Source organism: Hubeiibacter jixunmingi (assembly GCF_041928215.1).
Lineage (GTDB): Bacteria > Pseudomonadota > Gammaproteobacteria > Pseudomonadales > Moraxellaceae > Acinetobacter.
On record NZ_JBHFHK010000022.1, the window covers coordinates 1 to 17,046 of the forward strand.

Below are 17,046 nucleotides of genomic sequence, written 5' to 3' on the forward strand. Positions count from 1 at the left end.
GGTGCGCTCAGAGAGATTCGAACTCCCGACCCCTTAGTTCGTAGCCAAGTGCTCTATCCAGCTGAGCTATGAGCGCAAAATGTGACAGATGAGATATATGTAAAATTGGTGCGCTCAGAGAGATTCGAACTCCCGACCCCTTAGTTCGTAGCCAAGTGCTCTATCCAGCTGAGCTATGAGCGCATTTCAGTTACATATCACTTTGTCAAGTTCGTGGCGGTGAGAGAGGGATTCGAACCCTCGGTGAGGCTATAAACCCCACACTTCCTTAGCAGGGAAGCACCTTCGGCCACTCGGACATCTCACCGTAACGTGGTGAGCATATTATATATATTTACTTCATTAGTCAAATACATTTTAGGATTTTTTTCGTTATTTGCGTTTAATTTCCTATTTTTTGTGCAATACAGATTGTTTGTGCTTATTTTTGATCTTTATTGACTGCCGTAACGCATTTTTGTGTCAATATTTGATTCAATATTTAACGATAATCGTATGACAGCATCATTATTTTCGTTCACTTTTGTGTTATCACTTTGATAATCAATACAAAGTGTCACATCATTTTTAAAAATCTTGTGTTACACTGACACAGAAACATTTTATAAAGAGTATCTAAACAATGAGTAAATCTAAGCAAAACGGTCAAGCATGGAACGATCCCGAAGCGTTAAATGAAGCACAACGTTATGAGAACCCGATTCCAAGCCGTACCCTCATCGCATCAGTGGTCGAAAAAGCTGAACAAGGTCTAAGCTATAATGATGCGGTTGCACATTTTCAATTGGTTGATGAAAATGATCTCGAAGCCCTACGCCGTCGTCTCAATGCCATGGTGCGTGATGGGCAACTTAGTCGTATTGGACAAAATTATCGCCTAAGCAATGACGAGCAAGAGTTTGATGCAGTCGTTGAGATTAATCAAAAAGGCTTTGGTTTTGCGGTCATTGCTGATCATGAAGATTTTTTATTGCCAGAACGTGAATTACGATTGGTTTTCAATGGTGATCGCATTAAGGTGAAAAGTGCCAGTGTCGATCGTCGTGGACGTATTCAAGGCTATATCAGCGAAGTAACACAACGCCAAGTCAAAGAATTGATTGGTATTGTTGCTGAACATGAAGAAGAATTTTATGTACAACCAAATGGCATTAACCAACATCAACCTATCACTTTAGAAAAACAATTGGTCGAACATGCTGGTTTAAAAGTGGGCGATCATGTGCATATTGCCATTGACGATTATCCAACGCGTGATGAATTCGCCACAGGTCACGTGGTGCAAGCGATGGCAGAAAAAGCCGATACCGAAGTGATTATTCCTGCGACGATTTTGGAATATGGTTTGCCATACGAATTTCCAGAAGAAGTGGTTGCCGAGGCTGAAAAATTTAAAGAGCCAACTGCTCGTGACCGCAAAGACCGTATTGATTTGCGAGATTTGCCATTAGTCACCATTGATGGCGAAGATGCCCGTGACTTTGATGATGCCGTCTATGCAGAAAAACGTCCAGGTGGTGGCTATCGTGTGGTGGTTGCGATTGCCGATGTCAGCCACTATGTCAAACTAGGCAAGCCTTTGGACGATGAAGCCCAAGAGCGTGGTACATCGGTGTATTTCCCACATTTTGTTTTGCCGATGTTGCCTGAAGCTTTGTCGAATGGTTTATGCTCGCTGAATCCGCATGTAGATCGTTTGTGTATGGTTTGTGATTTGGCCTTATCTCGTGCAGGCAAAGTGACTAAGTATGAATTTTATCCATCCGTAATGCATTCCAAAGCACGTTTGACCTATAACCAAGTGGCAGATTATTTGGGTGGAAATAGCTCAGCTCTACCGCAACATGAAGATGCCAATCAACAAAAAGCCATTGAAAAATCCATCAATACGCTGAATCAGCTTTACCACACCTTATTAGAATTACGTCAGCAACGTCATGCGATGGAATTTGAAACGGTCGAAACCTATATGACTTTTGATGATAAAGGTGCGATTCAAACCATTTTGCCACGTACTCGTAATGATGCCCATCGTTTGATTGAAGAATGTATGTTGTTGGCAAATACGGCATCAGCCGATTATGCACTCAAAAATGAGATTCCAATTTTGTATCGTGTGCATGAAGCCCCAGAATTTAGCCGTATTCAAAAAGTGCGTGACTATGTCAAACTGCTCGGTTTTTCTTTCCCAGAACAGCCAACCCAAGCCGATTATCAAGCCATTATTGATGCCACCAAAGACCGTGTTGATGCCACAAGTATTCATGCAGTATTGTTACGCTCGATGATGCAAGCCTATTACAGTCCAAAAAATGCAGGACATTATGGCTTGGCTTATGATGCTTATACGCATTTTACTTCGCCAATTCGTCGTTATCCTGACCTATTATTGCATCGTGCCATCAAAGCCAAATTGTTAGAAAAGCCGTATCCAATTGATGGACAAGCACTAGAACAAGCAGGCGAGCATTTTTCACAAACCGAACGCCGTGCCGATGAAGCCTCTCGCAGTGTCACCAGTTGGTTAAAATGCCATTATATGCAACAGCATTTGGGCGAAGAGTTTGATGGTGTGATTACCGCTGTGACTGACTTTGGTTTGTTCGTTACCTTAAGCGATTTGTTTGTCGATGGTATGTTGCATATCAGTCAATTGGGCGAAGATTATTTTGTTTATGACAATGGTTTACAGCGTTTGACTGGACAAAATCATGGACAAATTTTTGCCCTTGGCGATAAAGTCCGTATCAAAGTCGCAGGCGTAAGTTTGGAAGAACGTAAAATTGATTTTGTCTTGGTAAAACAAATCAGCAGTGGCGGTCATGCTGTGCGTGAAAAAGCCCCACGCGCCAATAGCAATGACAGACAAGGCAAATCTCGTCCAAGCAAAAATCCATCTGCTGAGCGTACGCAAGCGGTTGGCGAAAGCAATCAAGCAAAAGTCGCCAATACGCCAAATAGCAAGCCAAAAGCCAAGTCTAATGCGGTACAACAGCAAGCTTTAGCTACGCAACAACACGTTGCCGAAGCGTCAAGTAAAAAAGCCAAAGCTCAAAAATCAGTGACTGCTCAAGCTGATACACAATCTGTTCATACAAAACCAAATGATGAGCAAGCTGTAACAAAGCCTGTGTCGAAAACGGTTGAGCCATCAGCGGAAAAACGCACTGTGTCAGCAGAAAATACCAGTGACAACGTCTCTAAAGCTGAGAAAAAGCCTAAAGACAAGGCAAAAGACAAAAAGTCCAAGTCAGATAAAGCCAAAAAAGGCAAAGACGAGAAATCGAAGCATGACTCAAAGCCAAAAGATAAAGCCAAAGACAAGCTGAAATCAAAAGGCAAAGATGAAAAAGCCAAGAAATCACAAGATAAGCCCAAGCGTAAAAAGTCAAAAAAATCCAATGCAAAACGTCGTGCAGAAGATTGATTCATCAATCTCTTGTGAAATAAAGATTTTTTAAACTTAGTAAAAAAGAAGAAAGCATTTTCTTCTTTTTTTTGTTTCATATAAAGTGGATTTATTTTAAAGTCGTATGGATAGTACCAAAATGCTATGATTTATGATGTCAGCATTTTGGCTAATTTATTTAAAATTAAAGGGAGTAACACCATGAAAAAATTGATGATATTAGCAAGTGTTTTATTAATGACTGGCTGTATTAGCGAGAGAGGTTTCCAGCCACCACCTGATGCTTGGGAATATTTTTATAAACAAAAAAAGGGAGACGTGTCATTTGAAATTGTGAAAAATGATATGCTGGCTTGCGGATTTGAAAGTCCTAATACTGGCTATATTTCATCAAACGACAAGCAAGATACACAATACATTAAGGCTATGTTATGTATGGAAGAAAAAAATTATCAAAACTCTTCTATACAACAATCAACTGTATGTTTACATCCATTGTATCAAACCAAACCTGCCTGCCAAAACCGTCAAAAGAAATAGCATTCAACCGAAATCTAAGGAAATCGCACCATGAAAAAATTGATGATATTAGCAAGCGTTTTGTTAATGACTGGCTGTATTAGTGAGAGAGATTTTCAGCCACCGCCTAAAGGTTATGAAGTATTCCAAGGCTATCACGTTCGTAATGATGAAATCATTAAGCAGGATATGCGAGCGTGTGGTTTTCCTGATGTAAATAACGAAGCTGAATATTTTAATACTAATAAAAATGAGTACGTAAAATCAGTGATGTGTATGGTACAAAAAGGATATAAAGATCCTGCCGTAGGAAAAGGTATCTGTAGTGTTTATTCTTTGAAAAATACCGAAGCATGCCAAAACCGTCAAAAGCATCAGTGATATATTTTGAACTTGATATGCATCCTATATCCTATAAATAAATGGAGTAAAAAATGATTAAATTATTCTCAGTTGCTTTAATAGCTTTATTATCAATAGGTTGTTCGACAAGAATGGGACAGCCTTTGCAATACAGTTACGAAGGATATTATAAACATAAAATTTCAGATGTTTCTTCTGAAATCGTTAAGGCTGATATGTTGAATTGTGGATTTGAAAGTGTATTTAATAATATAAATATGCTAGTAAATAATAAGAATGATTATGTCAAATCACAACTTTGCATGGAACGAAAAGGCTATAAAGATAATTCTTTACCCCGTGGTGTTTGTTATAGATATGCAGATAGCCAAGCTTGTAAGTTAAATTAATTAGATTTAGGGTATATGAATATATGTCCTAATTTTTATTGCTTTGAAAATATTTAACCGATGAAAAGCATTGAAAATTTTCTATTTACCAAATCCAACTTGCTATTTGCCTACTTTTGGCGATAATTGATTTTATTTGCATTTTACGAGTTTTTTTATGAAATTGCGTCACTTTTTAGGCGGTACCGCACTTGCCATTTCTACTGTATTTATCGCCCCTGCTTATGCCAACACCCCTGCCCTACAGCAATTATTAAACAGCAAATACCCTGATATGCCGATTAAAGTCACCGCAGAAACACCGATGCAAGGCGTATATGAATTACAACTGGATGATGGAAGCTTGGTCTATACCGACAGCAAAGCCGATTATTTTATGGTGGGTAATTTGGTCGATTTTAAAAATCAAATCAATCTCACCCAACAACGTGAACAAGAACTCAATAAAGTCGATGTCAAACAACTACCATTAAATCAAGCAGTTAAAACCGTAAAAGGCAATGGCAAACATACGCTATATATTTTTACCGATCCTGATTGTCCTTATTGCAAACAATTAGAAAAAGAATTGGCAAAAATGAACAATCTAACCATTTACACATTCTTATACCCGATTAAAGACCAACACCACACCACCAAAACCCAAATCGCTGAAAAAGTATGGTGCTCTAGCAATCCAAGCAAAGCATGGGCTGACTTTATGTTGAATGGCACTGTACCGACTGCCAATGCCAATTGTGATAACCCAATCAGCAAAAATCTTGCTTTAGGCAATCAGTTAAAAGTCACGGGCACACCAACCATTATTTTACAAGACGGTCGCCGTATTGCGGGGGCAATGCCTGCCGAGCAATTGCAGAAAGTATTAGATGGTAGTAAAAGCAATTAAATCGTAAAATCGTGCTTTGCAGATGATTATCTAAAATCATTCAGCAAAGCATATAAATAACTTTCTTTTATTTTTTAATAAAACATTATGCCTGAATTACCCGAAGTCGAAACCACCAAAGCCAGCCTCTTGCCATTGCTCGGACAACAAGTCACAGCCGTCACCGTACACCAAGCCAGTTTGCGTTGGGCTGTGCCTGATGATTTAAATCTATTAATTGGTAAAACTTTAACCGATTTACAACGTCGCTCTAAATATATTATTGCCGATTTTTCTGGGCAAAAGATGCTATGGCATCTGGGTATGTCGGGTAGTTTTCGCATTTGTAAAGCCAATAGCGAATTACGCAAGCATGACCATGTGATTTTTCATTTTGGCGATGGCGAAGATGATTTGCAATTACGTTATCATGACCCAAGACGTTTTGGCTGTTTGTTATGGTTAGATGAACAGCATCAAAAGAAATTGATTGATACCTTAGGACCTGAGCCATTAAGCGATGATTTTAATGCCGATTATTTGATAGAAAAATTAAAAAATAAAAATACTGCCATCAAAGTCGCTCTTATGGACAATCATATTGTTGTTGGTGTGGGTAATATTTATGCAACAGAAAGCCTATTTAAAGTCGGTATTCACCCTGCCCGTCCTGCCAAGTCTTTAACGAAAAAAGAAATTATTGCTTTGGTAGCAGAAGTAAAATTGATTTTACAACAAGCGATTCAATTGGGCGGTTCAACGCTACGGGATTTTGTTAATGCTGTGGGGGAAAATGGTTATTTTCAACAAACTTTATTGGCGTATGGACGTGCTGGTGAAATGTGCGTCAATTGCGAAACGACATTAGAAAATATCAAATTGGGACAGCGTGCCAGTGTATTTTGTCCTGAATGTCAGCCGATAAAAGTCAAAAAACGCTAATTGTTATTTTAAAATTAGATAAAAAATAAACCCCGTGATTACTCAACGGGGTTTATCTTTAATGTATTGCTACACTAATATTTGCTAATTAAGCATTAACATCACGGTCAACAAGCTCAACGTAAGCCATCGGTGCTGCATCACCAGCACGGAAGCCCGCTTTAAGAACTCGTAAGTAACCGCCGTTACGCTCTTTATAGCGTGGGCCAAGTACAGTAAATAACTTGCCCACTGTAGCTGCACTACGAGTACGAGCAAATGCCAAACGGCGGTTTGCTACTGTATCGTGTTTAGCCAAAGTGATTAGAGGCTCAGCAACACGGCGAAGTTCTTTCGCTTTCGGAAGGGTTGTCTTGATTAACTCATGCTCTACAAGTGCATTCGTTAAGTTTTGGAACAACGCCTTACGATGGCTGCTAGTACGGCCTAATTTCACACCACTATTACGATGACGCATGGGAAATAGTCCTACAATTAACGGCTACGATAGGCAAAACGATCGTCCATACGTAAACTAGCTGGTGGCCAGTTTTCTAAACGCATGCCGAGTTGTAAGCCTTTTGAAGCCAACACATCTTTAATCTCAGTCAACGATTTTTTACCTAAGTTAGGCGTTTTTAATAGCTCAACTTCGGTACGTTGGATAAGATCACCAATGTAGTAAATATTTTCTGCTTTCAAACAGTTCGCTGAACGAACAGTAAGCTCTAAATCATCCACTGGACGAAGTAAGATTGGATCTACTTCTTCACGTGGCTCTTGTGCAACAGGTGCTTGATCTTTTTGCAAATCAACAAAAATCGCGATTTGTTGTTGCAAGATAGTCGCAGCCTTACGAATTGCTTCTTCAGGATCTACAGTACCATTGGTTTCAAGATCAATAACAAGCTTGTCCAAATCTGTACGCTGTTCTACACGAGCATTTTCTACTGTGTAAGATACACGTTTAATTGGACTGTAGCTTGCATCAAGTTGCAAGCGACCGACAGGACGTGTCTCACCTTCAGGGAAACGAGAATCCGAGGTCTCATAACCACGACCTTGAGCGACTTTCAAACGCATTTTTAAATGACCGTTTGCACTCAAAGTACCAATTAAATGCTCTGGATTTACAATTTCAACATTATGCGGCAAGCTTAAATCAGCAGCAGTGATTTCACCAGCGCCTTGCTTGTCCAATGTCAAATATGCTTCGTTTTGATCGAACAGTTTGATCGACAATCCTTTCAGATTCAGCAAGAGCTCGACGATGTCCTGCTGCAAGCCTTCTAAAGTGCTATATTCATGCTCAACGCCTTCAATCTCTACTTCAACCACGGCAGCGCCTGGCAAAGAAGACAACAGAATGCGACGCAAAGCATTACCTAGCGTGTGACCGAAGCCACGCTCTAAAGGCTCAAGAATTACTTTTGCCGAAGTTCCATTTACCGCTTCGACTTTAATCGCTTGCGGAGTAAGGAATTCGTTTGCAGTACGCGTCATTTGCCACCTCAAGGATTATTTAGAATACAATTCTACAATCAAGCTTTCGTTGATTTCAGCTGACAAGTCAGAACGATCTGGAGCAGACTTAAAGGTACCTTCCATCTTAGTATGGTCAACTTCGACCCAAGCTGGAATACCACGTTGTGTAGCCAATTCAATTGCATTTTTGATACGCAATTGTTGTTTAGCACCTTCATGAACTGCAATCACGTCACCCGCTTTTACTTGAATAGACGCGATGTTTACACGACGACCATTAACAGTAATAGAACGGTGGCTGACCAACTGACGAGCTTCTGCACGTGTAGAACCAAAACCCATACGATAAACAACGTTATCTAAACGGCTTTCGAGTAATTTCAACAAGTTTTCACCTGTTGCACCTTTTACGCGAGCAGCTTCTTTATAGTAATTACTAAATTGACGCTCTAAAACACCGTACATACGACGTACTTTTTGTTTTTCACGTAATTGTAGTGAATACTCAGATTGTTTTGCACCACGCACTTGACCATGTTGACCAGGCGCTTTGGCATGTTTTTTTGTCTTTACGTCAAATGGTTTGACGCCAGATTTCAACTGTAAGTCCGTCCCTTCGCGACGAGAGAGCTTGCATTTTGGACCAATATAACGAGCCATGAATGTTTCTCCTTATACGCGACGCTTTTTAGGCGGGCGGCAACCGTTGTGAGGAATTGGGGTCACATCGGTAATACTGTTAATCTTATAACCCACTGCACCTAATGCACGAACCGCAGATTCACGACCTGGACCAGGACCTTTGATAAGGACGTCCAAGTTTTTCAAACCATATTCCAAAGCTGCTTTACCAGCAACTTCAGCAGCTACCTGAGCAGCAAATGGTGTTGATTTACGTGATCCACGGAAGCCTTGTCCACCTGAAGTGGCCCAAGCCAGTGCATTACCTTGACGATCGGTAATGGTAACAATGGTGTTATTAAAAGACGCGTGAATGTGTGCAACACCTTCAGAGACGGTACGAGTGACCTTCTTGCGTGTGCGAGTATCTTTAGCCATCTTTTAGCTTCCAAAAATCTTACTTTTTAATCGGTTTGCGCGGACCCTTACGAGTACGTGCGTTAGTTTTGGTGCGTTGACCACGGACAGGCAAGCTGCGACGATGACGAAGACCGCGATAGCAGCCTAAATCCATTAAACGTTTAATGTTCATAGAAATTTCGCGACGAAGATCACCTTCGGTAGGAACCTTAGCAACTTCTGCACGAATCGCATCTAGCTGTGCGTCATCTAATTCACGAATTTTCGTCGTTGGTGCGATACCCACAGCAGCTAAAATATTTTTAGCAGTATGGCGACCGATACCAAAGATATACGTTAAAGAGATAACAGCATGCTTGTTATCCGGAATGTTTACACCGGCAATACGAGCCATTGACTTTTCTCCAACAAGGCAAAATATAGTAAAATTTGCCTTTCAAAAATCTTGAGAGGCAGATTCTACGCTATTTTACCTAATTAATCAACAGGTCTGGATTAGAAAATTAACCTTGACGCTGCTTATGACGAGGTTCCGCGCTACAAATCACACGAATTACCCCATTACGACGGATCACTTTACAGCTACCGCAAATTTTTTTCACTGAAGCTTGAACTTTCATGATAAAAACCTCTGTTTCAATTTATCCTTACGGATATTAAGTCGACTTTTTCATCAATGTTTGGTTATCGTATTGATGTGAAGTCAAGTGTGCTTGCAACTGTGCCATGAAATCCATCACAACTACAATTACAATCAGCAATGATGTACCACCTAAATGTAAGTTGCCACCAAATGAATTTTGCAAAATAAGTGGCATCAAACATACAACCATCATATAAATTGCACCAATAAAGGTCAGACGATTGAGTACATGATCCAAATAGCGTGATGTTTGCTCACCTGGACGAATACCAGGGACATAGGCACCGCTACGTTTTAAATTCTCTGCAACTTCTTTAGGGCTAAACATTAAAGCGGTATAAAAATAACAGAAGAATATAATTAAGACACCGAATATTACGAGATATAACGTGCTACCTGGTGATAATAATAATGCAAAATCCTGCAAGCCACGCTTAAAAGCATTGGCATTTGGATCTGAGCTACCTACCCACTGCCCCAAACTCGCTGGAAACAATAACAATGAGCTGGCAAAAATTGCAGGAATAACACCTGCCATATTGATTTTCAAAGGTAAATGTGTCTGTTGTGCAGAGAAAATACGACGCCCTTGTTGACGCTGTGCATAATTCACAGGAACACGACGTTGTGCTTTTTCAATATAAACAATCGCTGCCATTACAGCCAGAGTAAGCACACCAAATACAAATATTTTAATGATATCAACATTATCAGCTGAGAGTGCCTGAACCACTAAATTTGGTAAAGTTGCAACGATACCTGCAAAGATAATCATTGAAATACCATTACCTACACCACGTTCAGTGATTTGTTCACCCAACCACATCAAGAACATCGTTCCAGCTAACAACGAAGTTAACGCCGGAATAAAGAATGCCATGCCTGTAGTCACAGTAATACCTTGACTAATCAGACCAGCACACATACCTGCAGCTTGAACGAATCCAAGCAATAAAGTACCTTGACGAGTATACTGATTAATTTTACGTCGCCCTTGCTCACCTTCGTTCTTCAATGCCTCTAATGACGGCACAATGGCCGTCATCAGTTGCACAATAATAGAAGCAGAGATATAGGGCATGATGCCTAACGCAAAGATAGACATCCGCTCTAATGCACCACCCGAAAACATATTAAATAGCCCAACAAATGTTTGACTATTTTGTTGAAAGAACTGGGCAAGTGCAGCATTATCAATACCAGGGACTGGAATATGCGCTCCTAGACGAAATACCAATAATGCTCCAAATAAGAACATTAAGCGGTGAATAATGTCACGATACTTGCCATAAAAAGATTGTCTTTTTTGAACATGTACATGACTAGTTGAGTCAGGAGACATAGCCACAGAGATTACCCCTCGATTTTACCGCCAGCGGCTTCGATTGCAGCTTTAGCACCTTTAGTCACAGCAACACCCTGCACTGTATAAGCACGAGCAGCGTCACCAGACAAAATGATGCGAGCACGTAACATATTTTTACGTACAATATTCGCAACTTTCAAAGTCTCTAGGCTAACGACATCACCTTCAACTTTATTTAATTCAGATAAGCGAACTTCAGCAGTTGTAAGTGCCATTTGGCTAGTGAAACCAAATTTTGGTAAACGACGGTACAATGCAGTCTGACCACCCTCAAAGCCTGGACGAACGCCACCACTTTTACGAGATTTTTGACCTTTGATACCACGACCACCAGTCTTACCAACACCAGAACCGATACCACGACCTAAACGGCGATGTTCACGTTTTGCACCTTCTGCAGGTGATAGTTCATTTAAACGCAGAGTCATGGCTTATTCCTCTACACTGACCATATAGTAAACTTTATTGATCATACCACGGTTTGATGGAGTATCTTGTACTTCAACCGTATGACCAATGCGACGCAGACCTAAACCTTTCAAGCAAAGTTTGTGATTTTTCAAACGATGCGAAGATGACTTAGTCTGGGTAACTTTAATCGTTTTCATGATTGATTACCCTTGAATTTCTTCTACTGATTTGCCACGTTTCGCAGCGACTTGCTCAGGAGAAGTCATATCACGCAAGCCTTTAAAGGTTGCATTTACTACGTTTGCAGCGTTTGTAGAACCATAACATTTAGCAAGTACGTTTTGTACACCTGCTGCTTCTAAAACGGCACGCATTGCACCGCCTGCAATTACACCAGTACCTTCAGAGGCTGGCTGCATGTAAACACGGCTTGCACCGTGACGTGCATTTACAGGATGTTGTAAGGTTGTACCTTTAAGATCGACAGTGATCATGTTACGACGAGCAGCTTCGAGTGCTTTTTGAATAGCAGCTGGAACTTCACGTGCTTTACCACGACCAAAACCGACACGACCATTACCATCACCAACCACAGTTAATGCTGTGAAAGAGAAGATACGACCACCTTTTACCACTTTGGCTACACGATCAACGGCAACCAGTTTCTCAACGAAACCTTCGTTTTGTTCAACTTTTGCCATGATTAGAACTCCAAGCCGCCTTCGCGAGCAGCATCAGCCAAAGCTTTGATACGACCATGATATTTAAAACCAGAACGGTCAAATGCAACTGCTGTAACGCCAGCTGCTTTAGCGCGTTCTGCAACTAAAGCACCGACTTTCTTCGCTGCTTCAACGTTACCAGTAGCACCACTGCGTAATGTAGCGTCTAAAGTAGAAGCTTGTGCTAATACTTTGCCACCACAAGCAGAGATAACTTGTGCATAAATGTGACGCGGTGTGCGGTTTACACACAAACGAGCCGCACCCAATGCACGGATGTGCAAGCGTGTGCTTTTTGCACGACGCAAACGGGATTGTTTCTTTTCGTTCATTAGAACCTCGCGCCTTATTTCTTCTTAGCTTCTTTACGAAGGATAACTTCATCCGAATAGCGAACACCTTTACCTTTATAAGGTTCTGGAGAACGATATGCACGGATTTCTGAAGCAACTTGACCCAACAATTGTTTATCAGCAGATTTCAAAATGATTTCTGTTGCAGTTGGTGTTTCAGCAGTTACACCTGCTGGCAAAGCGTGATCGATTGGGTGAGAATAACCCAAGCTTAAATTGATCACATCGCCTTTTACAGCTGCTTTATAACCAACGCCAACCAATTGAAGTTTGCGTTCAAAACCTTCGCTAACACCTTTTACAAGGTTATTTAAAACAGCGCGAGCAGTACCAGCTTGCATCCAAGCGTCTCTCGACTCTTGGGTAGGTGCAAGTTTCAACTGGCCTTCTTCCTGTTTTAGCTCGACCAGCGCATGCAGGTTGAAAGACAAAGTACCTTTACTGCCTTTCACTTCGACCTGCCGGCCGTTCTGAGTAACTGTTACGCCTGCTGGCACAGTTACTGGGGCTTTAGCCACACGAGACATGAGGAATCACCTATTAAGAAACAAAAGCTAAAACTTCACCACCTAAACCAGCAGTACGTGCTGCACGGTCAGTCATGAGGCCTTGGCTTGTAGAAATAATTGCAATACCTAAACCTTGCTTAACGCTAGGTAGTTCATCTTTACCACGATATTGACGTAAACCTGGACGGCTTACACGCTTGATGGTTTCGATAACTGGTTTGCCTTCAAAATATTTTAAGGTCAAAGTAAGTGTAGACTTTACGCCTTCTTGCTCAACTTCAACACCTGAAATATAACCTTCTTGTTCTAACAAGTTTGCAATAGCAACTTTTAATTTAGAACTTGGCATAGAAACGTTTTCTTTCTTAGCCATTTGTGCGTTACGAACACGTGTTAGCATGTCGGCAACGGTATCTTGCATACTCATCTTTGTAGCTCCTTACCAGCTTGCCTTCACAACGCCAGGTACATCACCTTGCATTACTTTTAAGCGTAACATGTTACGGCTTAAACCGAACTTACGGAAATAACCATGCGGACGACCAGTCAAACCACAACGGTTACGTAAGCGTACAGGTGAAGCATTACGTGGCAATGCTTGTAATTTCAACATTGCGTCAAAACGCTCTTCTTCGCTTGCTTGAGTATTAGCGATAGTCGCTTTTAACTCAGCACGCTTAGCAGCGAATTTTGCAACAGTTTGTTCGCGTTTAAGTTCGCGATTAACCATACTTTTCTTAGCCATATCGACCTCTTACTTGAACGGGAAGCCGAATGCACGCATCAGTGCACGACCTTCATCATCGTTGCGAGCAGTCGTCGTAATGGTAATATCCATACCGCGGATACGATCGATTTTATCAAAATCGATTTCTGGGAATACGATTTGCTCTTTTAGACCCATTGAGTAGTTACCACGACCGTCAAATGATTTTGAAGAAAAACCACGGAAGTCACGGATACGAGGAATTGCAATCGAAATTAAACGATCCAAAAACTCATACATTTGATCACCACGAAGGGTAACTTTACAACCAATTGGCCAACCATCACGGATTTTAAAACCAGCGATAGATTTACGAGCCAAAGTTACTACTGGTTTTTGACCAGCAATAAGAGTCATATCTGCTACTGCACCATCTAACAATTTTTTGTCAGTCGCTGCTGCACCAACACCCATGTTAAGGGTGATTTTTGTAATGCGTGGAATTTGCATTACGTTTTCAAGACCTAACTCTTCTTTAAGTTTTGCCTTGATTTCGTCATTATAACGTGTTCTAAGTCTGGCCATTGCCTTTTCAACCTATTACTTCGCTACCGCCACTGCTTCACCATTCGATTTGTATACGCGAGTTTTCACGCCATCAATCGTTTGGTAACCAACACGGTCAGCCTTTTGGGTTGTAGCATTTAAAATTGCCACATTTGAGATATGAAGCGAAGCTTCCTGTTTTACAAGACCACCTTCGGCACCTGTAACACGGTTTGGCTTTTTATGCTTCGTAACTAAGTTAAGACCTTCCACAAGGATACGATCTTCACTTACAGACAAAACAGTACCCTGTTTGCCTTTTTCTTTACCTGCGATAACGATAACGGTATCGCCTTTTTTGATCTTAGCCATGATTGCCTCTTATAGAACTTCTGGCGCCAATGAAATGATCTTCATAAACTGTTCAGTACGAAGTTCACGTGTCACTGGTCCAAAGATACGGGTCGCAATCGGAGCTTTGTTATTGTTTAACAAAACCGCAGCATTGTCATCAAAACGGATCAAAGAACCATCTGGACGACGAATACCAAATTTTGTACGCACAACAACAGCATTCATCACGTCACCTTTTTTAACACGACCACGTGGAATTGCTTCTTTTACAGTTACTTTAATAATATCGCCAACTGAAGCATAACGACGATGCGAACCACCAAGTACTTTAATACATTGTACGCGGCGTGCACCACTGTTATCTGCTACGTCGAGCATCGTTTCGGTCTGAATCATTGCCCTACTCCAAAACCGTGCATCACCAAGCCATTCGAAAGGTGTATATCCTACCCGAATTTGGCTAATGATGCAACAAGAACCTAATTTTACTCAGCAGCAGCTTCTACAACTTCTACTAAAGTCCAAGCTTTAGTCTTAGAAATAGGGCGGCTTTCTTTGATGGTTACAATATCGCCGACTTTAGCGGTATTGTTTTCATCATGAGCATGTAGTTTCGTTGAACGGCGGATTGATTTGCCATACAACGGGTGTTGAACGCGGCGTTCGATAAGCACAACAATAGATTTCTCCATTTTGTCGCTTACGACTTTACCCGTCAAAGTGCGGACTGTTTTTTCACTCATTGTCCGTTCCCCTGTTTTTCGGTAAGGAGGGTCTTGATGCGAGCTACAGTTTTACGAGCCAAAGTCACTTCGTGAGTTTTAGCCAATTGACCTGTTGCTTGAGCCATACGAAGACGGAATTGGTTAAGCTGTTGCTCATCAAGCAAAGCTTTCAATTCTTCTACCGATTTTTCACGTAGATCTTTAGTTTTCATTACATCACCGTCCGAGTTACGATAGTGGTTTTAAACGGTAGCTTAGCAGCTGCTAAAGTGAACGCTTCACGCGCTAACTCTTCGTTTACACCTTCCATCTCGTAGAGGACTTTACCAGGTTTGATTTCACATACCCAGTATTCCACATTACCTTTACCGTTACCCATACGAACTTCTAATGGCTTTTCAGTAATTGGCTTGTCTGGGAATACACGGATATAAATCTTACCACCACGACGAACACGGCGACTAATCGTACGACGCGCTGCTTCAATCTGACGTGCAGTCATACGACCACGTTCAGTTGCTTTAAGTGCGATAGTACCGAAAGCGACAGTGTTACCACGTTGTGCTAGACCAGTGTTACGGCCTTTGTGCACTTTACGGAATTTGGTACGTTTAGGTTGCAACATGGATTATTCTCCCTTGTCTGCACGGTCACGGCGGCTACGACGCTCTTGACCTTCACCACGACCACGACCACGCTTCGCTGGACGCTCTTCTTTTGGTGCTGGGTTCATGACTTGTTTCATGCCACCCAAGATTTCACCACGGAAGATCCATACTTTTACGCCAATCGTACCGTAAGTTGTTTCTGCACGCATCGTTGCATAATCGATATCAGCACGAAGTGTATGCAATGGCACACGACCTTCACGATACCATTCAGTACGTGCAATCTCTGCACCACCTAAACGGCCTGATACTTCAACTTTGATACCTTTTGCACCAGCACGCATTGTATTTTGTACAGCACGTTTCATAGCACGACGGAACATCACACGTTTTTCTAATTGAGAAGCAATACCTTCAGCAACTAGACGTGCATCCAAGTCTGGACGGTCGATTTCATTGATACTTACTTGTACAGGTACACCCATAATTGTGCTGAGTTTACGCTGTAATTTTTCAATGTCAGCACCTTTCGCACCGATCACCACACCTGGACGTGCAGTGCTAATAATCACTTTAGCAGCACCAGTAGGGCGTTCGATAAGAATATTGCTGACCATTGCACCTTTAAGCTCTTTGAATAAAAATTCACGAACTTGTAGGTCTTTAATCAAGTATTCTGAATACTGTTTTGGATTAGCATACCAATTAGCGTTATGACGCTTCACAACACCAAGGCGGATGCCGATCGGATGGACTTTCTGACCCATATCAAACTCCTACCTTAACTGTGATGTGACAAGTACGCTTGGTGATACGGTCTGCACGACCTTTTGCACGAGGCATGATACGCTTTAAGCTCATTCCTTCGTCAACAAAAATTGTAGTCACCTTAAGGTCATCAACATCTAAGCTGTTGTTATGTTCAGCATTTGCGATTGCAGATTCTAGTGTCTTTTTCACCAAAACAGCTGCTTTCTTATTGCTGAAGTTTAAAATATCAAGTGCACGCGCAACCGATTTACCACGGATTAGATCAGCAACTAAACGTGCTTTCTGTGCCGAGATAGCGGCACCGCGTAATTTTGCAGTAACTTCCATCATCACACCT

Annotated in this window: 28 protein-coding genes and 3 tRNA genes; 6 read left to right on the forward strand and 25 right to left on the reverse strand. The window is 41.4% G+C overall.

The window, feature by feature from the left end:
* Positions 1 to 2 precede the first annotated feature (2 nt).
* From ACEYX7_RS04990 to ACEYX7_RS05000, 3 genes are all read right to left on the reverse strand, one after another.
* Positions 3 to 76, reverse strand: a tRNA-Arg gene (locus ACEYX7_RS04990).
* Positions 77 to 106: 30 nt separating this feature from the next.
* A tRNA-Arg gene (locus ACEYX7_RS04995) sits at positions 107 to 183 on the reverse strand.
* A 31-nt stretch (positions 184 to 214) separates the two neighbouring features.
* Positions 215 to 307 (reverse strand) — tRNA-Ser (locus tag ACEYX7_RS05000).
* 315 nt (positions 308 to 622) lie between these two features.
* Between ACEYX7_RS05000 and rnr the strand changes: the two genes are divergently transcribed.
* The 6 genes from rnr to mutM all read left to right on the forward strand — a co-directional run bounded on the left by rnr (position 623) and on the right by mutM (position 6,490).
* Positions 623 to 3,427 (forward strand): ribonuclease R, encoded by a 2,805-nt coding sequence (gene rnr, locus ACEYX7_RS05005; protein WP_374803227.1) that lies wholly within the window; start codon positions 623 to 625, stop codon positions 3,425 to 3,427.
* A gap of 183 nt (positions 3,428 to 3,610) precedes the next feature.
* A complete protein-coding gene (locus ACEYX7_RS05010) occupies positions 3,611 to 3,949 on the forward strand; it encodes a hypothetical protein (protein WP_374803229.1) in 339 nt (112 codons plus the stop codon).
* 30 nt (positions 3,950 to 3,979) lie between these two features.
* The gene (locus tag ACEYX7_RS05015; RefSeq protein ID WP_374803231.1) at positions 3,980 to 4,309 is read left to right on the forward strand and encodes a hypothetical protein; all 330 of its coding nucleotides are present in this window, start codon (positions 3,980 to 3,982) and stop codon (positions 4,307 to 4,309) included.
* Between the two features lie 53 nt (positions 4,310 to 4,362).
* Positions 4,363 to 4,680 (forward strand): hypothetical protein, encoded by a 318-nt coding sequence (locus ACEYX7_RS05020; protein WP_374900269.1) that lies wholly within the window; start codon positions 4,363 to 4,365, stop codon positions 4,678 to 4,680.
* 157 nt (positions 4,681 to 4,837) lie between these two features.
* Positions 4,838 to 5,569, forward strand: coding sequence for a DsbC family protein (locus ACEYX7_RS05025; RefSeq protein ID WP_374804840.1), 732 nt, complete (start codon positions 4,838 to 4,840; stop codon positions 5,567 to 5,569).
* A gap of 87 nt (positions 5,570 to 5,656) precedes the next feature.
* Complete coding sequence (gene mutM, locus ACEYX7_RS05030; RefSeq protein ID WP_374804839.1) at positions 5,657 to 6,490, forward strand: bifunctional DNA-formamidopyrimidine glycosylase/DNA-(apurinic or apyrimidinic site) lyase; 834 nt, start codon at positions 5,657 to 5,659, stop codon at positions 6,488 to 6,490.
* Positions 6,491 to 6,578: 88 nt separating this feature from the next.
* Here the strand turns inward: mutM and rplQ are convergent, their stop codons facing one another.
* The 22 genes from rplQ to rplV all read right to left on the reverse strand — a co-directional run bounded on the left by rplQ (position 6,579) and on the right by rplV (position 17,036).
* Positions 6,579 to 6,947, reverse strand: a complete 369-nt coding sequence (rplQ, locus tag ACEYX7_RS05035; RefSeq protein WP_374804838.1) for a 50S ribosomal protein L17 — start codon at positions 6,945 to 6,947, stop codon at positions 6,579 to 6,581.
* Between the two features lie 17 nt (positions 6,948 to 6,964).
* Positions 6,965 to 7,972, reverse strand: a complete 1,008-nt coding sequence (locus ACEYX7_RS05040) for a DNA-directed RNA polymerase subunit alpha (RefSeq protein WP_374804837.1) — start codon at positions 7,970 to 7,972, stop codon at positions 6,965 to 6,967.
* Positions 7,973 to 7,987: 15 nt separating this feature from the next.
* On the reverse strand, positions 7,988 to 8,614 hold the full coding sequence (gene rpsD / locus ACEYX7_RS05045) for a 30S ribosomal protein S4 (protein WP_374804836.1): 627 nt from the start codon (positions 8,612 to 8,614) through the stop codon (positions 7,988 to 7,990).
* 12 nt (positions 8,615 to 8,626) lie between these two features.
* Entirely contained in the window at positions 8,627 to 9,013 is a 387-nt protein-coding gene (rpsK, locus tag ACEYX7_RS05050) for a 30S ribosomal protein S11 (protein ID WP_374804835.1), read from the reverse strand.
* 19 nt (positions 9,014 to 9,032) lie between these two features.
* On the reverse strand, positions 9,033 to 9,389 hold the full coding sequence (rpsM, locus tag ACEYX7_RS05055) for a 30S ribosomal protein S13 (protein ID WP_273778404.1): 357 nt from the start codon (positions 9,387 to 9,389) through the stop codon (positions 9,033 to 9,035).
* A 109-nt stretch (positions 9,390 to 9,498) separates the two neighbouring features.
* Positions 9,499 to 9,615 carry a 50S ribosomal protein L36 gene (rpmJ, locus tag ACEYX7_RS05060; RefSeq protein ID WP_000867907.1) on the reverse strand — a complete coding sequence of 39 codons (117 nt, stop codon included), beginning with the start codon at positions 9,613 to 9,615 and terminating at the stop codon, positions 9,499 to 9,501.
* A gap of 36 nt (positions 9,616 to 9,651) precedes the next feature.
* Positions 9,652 to 10,980: a preprotein translocase subunit SecY gene (gene secY / locus ACEYX7_RS05065; RefSeq protein ID WP_374900278.1), complete on the reverse strand. Its 1,329-nt coding sequence runs from the start codon at positions 10,978 to 10,980 to the stop codon at positions 9,652 to 9,654.
* Positions 10,981 to 10,991: 11 nt separating this feature from the next.
* Positions 10,992 to 11,432 (reverse strand): 50S ribosomal protein L15, encoded by a 441-nt coding sequence (gene rplO, locus ACEYX7_RS05070; RefSeq protein WP_374804834.1) that lies wholly within the window; start codon positions 11,430 to 11,432, stop codon positions 10,992 to 10,994.
* A 3-nt stretch (positions 11,433 to 11,435) separates the two neighbouring features.
* Positions 11,436 to 11,612 (reverse strand): 50S ribosomal protein L30, encoded by a 177-nt coding sequence (gene rpmD, locus ACEYX7_RS05075; protein ID WP_282463630.1) that lies wholly within the window; start codon positions 11,610 to 11,612, stop codon positions 11,436 to 11,438.
* A 6-nt stretch (positions 11,613 to 11,618) separates the two neighbouring features.
* A complete protein-coding gene (rpsE, locus tag ACEYX7_RS05080; protein WP_374804833.1) occupies positions 11,619 to 12,116 on the reverse strand; it encodes a 30S ribosomal protein S5 in 498 nt (165 codons plus the stop codon).
* A gap of 2 nt (positions 12,117 to 12,118) precedes the next feature.
* On the reverse strand, positions 12,119 to 12,469 hold the full coding sequence (gene rplR / locus ACEYX7_RS05085) for a 50S ribosomal protein L18 (protein ID WP_374804832.1): 351 nt from the start codon (positions 12,467 to 12,469) through the stop codon (positions 12,119 to 12,121).
* A 14-nt stretch (positions 12,470 to 12,483) separates the two neighbouring features.
* Positions 12,484 to 13,017, reverse strand: coding sequence for a 50S ribosomal protein L6 (rplF, locus tag ACEYX7_RS05090; RefSeq protein WP_374804831.1), 534 nt, complete (start codon positions 13,015 to 13,017; stop codon positions 12,484 to 12,486).
* Between the two features lie 13 nt (positions 13,018 to 13,030).
* Positions 13,031 to 13,426, reverse strand: a complete 396-nt coding sequence (gene rpsH, locus ACEYX7_RS05095; RefSeq protein ID WP_374804830.1) for a 30S ribosomal protein S8 — start codon at positions 13,424 to 13,426, stop codon at positions 13,031 to 13,033.
* Between the two features lie 12 nt (positions 13,427 to 13,438).
* A complete protein-coding gene (rpsN, locus tag ACEYX7_RS05100) occupies positions 13,439 to 13,744 on the reverse strand; it encodes a 30S ribosomal protein S14 (protein WP_374804829.1) in 306 nt (101 codons plus the stop codon).
* 9 nt (positions 13,745 to 13,753) lie between these two features.
* Complete coding sequence (gene rplE / locus ACEYX7_RS05105; protein ID WP_374804828.1) at positions 13,754 to 14,290, reverse strand: 50S ribosomal protein L5; 537 nt, start codon at positions 14,288 to 14,290, stop codon at positions 13,754 to 13,756.
* Between the two features lie 15 nt (positions 14,291 to 14,305).
* Positions 14,306 to 14,623 carry a 50S ribosomal protein L24 gene (gene rplX / locus ACEYX7_RS05110; RefSeq protein ID WP_374804827.1) on the reverse strand — a complete coding sequence of 106 codons (318 nt, stop codon included), beginning with the start codon at positions 14,621 to 14,623 and terminating at the stop codon, positions 14,306 to 14,308.
* 9 nt (positions 14,624 to 14,632) lie between these two features.
* Complete coding sequence (gene rplN, locus ACEYX7_RS05115; RefSeq protein ID WP_005018345.1) at positions 14,633 to 15,001, reverse strand: 50S ribosomal protein L14; 369 nt, start codon at positions 14,999 to 15,001, stop codon at positions 14,633 to 14,635.
* 89 nt (positions 15,002 to 15,090) lie between these two features.
* Positions 15,091 to 15,348: a 30S ribosomal protein S17 gene (rpsQ, locus tag ACEYX7_RS05120; protein ID WP_374900271.1), complete on the reverse strand. Its 258-nt coding sequence runs from the start codon at positions 15,346 to 15,348 to the stop codon at positions 15,091 to 15,093.
* Positions 15,345 to 15,542 (reverse strand): 50S ribosomal protein L29, encoded by a 198-nt coding sequence (rpmC, locus tag ACEYX7_RS05125; protein ID WP_374900273.1) that lies wholly within the window; start codon positions 15,540 to 15,542, stop codon positions 15,345 to 15,347. The genes rpsQ and rpmC overlap by 4 nt, the downstream gene beginning before the upstream one ends.
* Positions 15,542 to 15,955, reverse strand: a complete 414-nt coding sequence (gene rplP / locus ACEYX7_RS05130) for a 50S ribosomal protein L16 (protein WP_374804824.1) — start codon at positions 15,953 to 15,955, stop codon at positions 15,542 to 15,544. Before rplP ends, rpmC begins: the two co-directional genes overlap by 1 nt.
* 3 nt (positions 15,956 to 15,958) lie before the next feature.
* Positions 15,959 to 16,705, reverse strand: coding sequence for a 30S ribosomal protein S3 (rpsC, locus tag ACEYX7_RS05135; RefSeq protein WP_374804823.1), 747 nt, complete (start codon positions 16,703 to 16,705; stop codon positions 15,959 to 15,961).
* Position 16,706: 1 nt separating this feature from the next.
* Entirely contained in the window at positions 16,707 to 17,036 is a 330-nt protein-coding gene (rplV, locus tag ACEYX7_RS05140; RefSeq protein WP_374804822.1) for a 50S ribosomal protein L22, read from the reverse strand.
* Between the last annotated feature and the right edge of the window lie 10 nt (positions 17,037 to 17,046).

What these genes read in the sequence shown, in the direction of transcription:
- rnr (WP_374803227.1), top strand. Translation starts at nt 623, where the DNA reads ATGAGTAAATCTAAGCAAAACGGTCAAGCATGGAACGATCCCGAAGCG.
- ACEYX7_RS05010 (WP_374803229.1), top strand. Translation starts at nt 3,611, where the DNA reads ATGAAAAAATTGATGATATTAGCAAGTGTTTTATTAATGACTGGCTGT.
- ACEYX7_RS05015 (WP_374803231.1), top strand. Translation starts at nt 3,980, where the DNA reads ATGAAAAAATTGATGATATTAGCAAGCGTTTTGTTAATGACTGGCTGT.
- ACEYX7_RS05020 (WP_374900269.1), top strand. Translation starts at nt 4,363, where the DNA reads ATGATTAAATTATTCTCAGTTGCTTTAATAGCTTTATTATCAATAGGT.
- ACEYX7_RS05025 (WP_374804840.1), top strand. Translation starts at nt 4,838, where the DNA reads ATGAAATTGCGTCACTTTTTAGGCGGTACCGCACTTGCCATTTCTACT.
- mutM (WP_374804839.1), top strand. Translation starts at nt 5,657, where the DNA reads ATGCCTGAATTACCCGAAGTCGAAACCACCAAAGCCAGCCTCTTGCCA.
- rplQ (WP_374804838.1), bottom strand. Translation starts at nt 6,947, where the DNA reads ATGCGTCATCGTAATAGTGGTGTGAAATTAGGCCGTACTAGCAGCCAT.
- ACEYX7_RS05040 (WP_374804837.1), bottom strand. Translation starts at nt 7,972, where the DNA reads ATGACGCGTACTGCAAACGAATTCCTTACTCCGCAAGCGATTAAAGTC.
- rpsD (WP_374804836.1), bottom strand. Translation starts at nt 8,614, where the DNA reads ATGGCTCGTTATATTGGTCCAAAATGCAAGCTCTCTCGTCGCGAAGGG.
- rpsK (WP_374804835.1), bottom strand. Translation starts at nt 9,013, where the DNA reads ATGGCTAAAGATACTCGCACACGCAAGAAGGTCACTCGTACCGTCTCT.
- rpsM (WP_273778404.1), bottom strand. Translation starts at nt 9,389, where the DNA reads ATGGCTCGTATTGCCGGTGTAAACATTCCGGATAACAAGCATGCTGTT.
- rpmJ (WP_000867907.1), bottom strand. Translation starts at nt 9,615, where the DNA reads ATGAAAGTTCAAGCTTCAGTGAAAAAAATTTGCGGTAGCTGTAAAGTG.
- secY (WP_374900278.1), bottom strand. Translation starts at nt 10,980, where the DNA reads ATGTCTCCTGACTCAACTAGTCATGTACATGTTCAAAAAAGACAATCT.
- rplO (WP_374804834.1), bottom strand. Translation starts at nt 11,432, where the DNA reads ATGACTCTGCGTTTAAATGAACTATCACCTGCAGAAGGTGCAAAACGT.
- rpmD (WP_282463630.1), bottom strand. Translation starts at nt 11,612, where the DNA reads ATGAAAACGATTAAAGTTACCCAGACTAAGTCATCTTCGCATCGTTTG.
- rpsE (WP_374804833.1), bottom strand. Translation starts at nt 12,116, where the DNA reads ATGGCAAAAGTTGAACAAAACGAAGGTTTCGTTGAGAAACTGGTTGCC.
- rplR (WP_374804832.1), bottom strand. Translation starts at nt 12,469, where the DNA reads ATGAACGAAAAGAAACAATCCCGTTTGCGTCGTGCAAAAAGCACACGC.
- rplF (WP_374804831.1), bottom strand. Translation starts at nt 13,017, where the DNA reads ATGTCTCGTGTGGCTAAAGCCCCAGTAACTGTGCCAGCAGGCGTAACA.
- rpsH (WP_374804830.1), bottom strand. Translation starts at nt 13,426, where the DNA reads ATGAGTATGCAAGATACCGTTGCCGACATGCTAACACGTGTTCGTAAC.
- rpsN (WP_374804829.1), bottom strand. Translation starts at nt 13,744, where the DNA reads ATGGCTAAGAAAAGTATGGTTAATCGCGAACTTAAACGCGAACAAACT.
- rplE (WP_374804828.1), bottom strand. Translation starts at nt 14,290, where the DNA reads ATGGCCAGACTTAGAACACGTTATAATGACGAAATCAAGGCAAAACTT.
- rplX (WP_374804827.1), bottom strand. Translation starts at nt 14,623, where the DNA reads ATGGCTAAGATCAAAAAAGGCGATACCGTTATCGTTATCGCAGGTAAA.
- rplN (WP_005018345.1), bottom strand. Translation starts at nt 15,001, where the DNA reads ATGATTCAGACCGAAACGATGCTCGACGTAGCAGATAACAGTGGTGCA.
- rpsQ (WP_374900271.1), bottom strand. Translation starts at nt 15,348, where the DNA reads ATGAGTGAAAAAACAGTCCGCACTTTGACGGGTAAAGTCGTAAGCGAC.
- rpmC (WP_374900273.1), bottom strand. Translation starts at nt 15,542, where the DNA reads ATGAAAACTAAAGATCTACGTGAAAAATCGGTAGAAGAATTGAAAGCT.
- rplP (WP_374804824.1), bottom strand. Translation starts at nt 15,955, where the DNA reads ATGTTGCAACCTAAACGTACCAAATTCCGTAAAGTGCACAAAGGCCGT.
- rpsC (WP_374804823.1), bottom strand. Translation starts at nt 16,705, where the DNA reads ATGGGTCAGAAAGTCCATCCGATCGGCATCCGCCTTGGTGTTGTGAAG.
- rplV (WP_374804822.1), bottom strand. Translation starts at nt 17,036, where the DNA reads ATGGAAGTTACTGCAAAATTACGCGGTGCCGCTATCTCGGCACAGAAA.